This window comes from Methylophaga sp. UBA4204 (assembly GCF_002379485.1).
GTDB lineage: Bacteria > Pseudomonadota > Gammaproteobacteria > Nitrosococcales > Methylophagaceae > Methylophaga.
Window position 1 is genome coordinate 3,077 of sequence record NZ_DFTU01000093.1, and the last position, 295, is coordinate 3,371.

Sequence of the window (295 nt, forward strand, 5' to 3'; positions counted from 1 at the left end):
GCCATATAACAAACCCAGCACACGTTGCTGTGTTTTTGTAAACAATGCTTCAGCGATGGATGTTACTGACATACAACACCATTAATAAAATACCCAATATGGGTACTATAATCCCCATATTGGGTATTTACAATATTGATATAGCTCACAAGAAAAATTAGGGAATAGATCAACTTTATTTTTCAATGTCCTTGTTAGTGTTCCATTCATTAATTACAGGCTAGAATGAACTGTGAAATGAGAAGGTATTAATATGTTCGTTCAGAAAACCATTTAATTTTGAGCAAATTTCAGG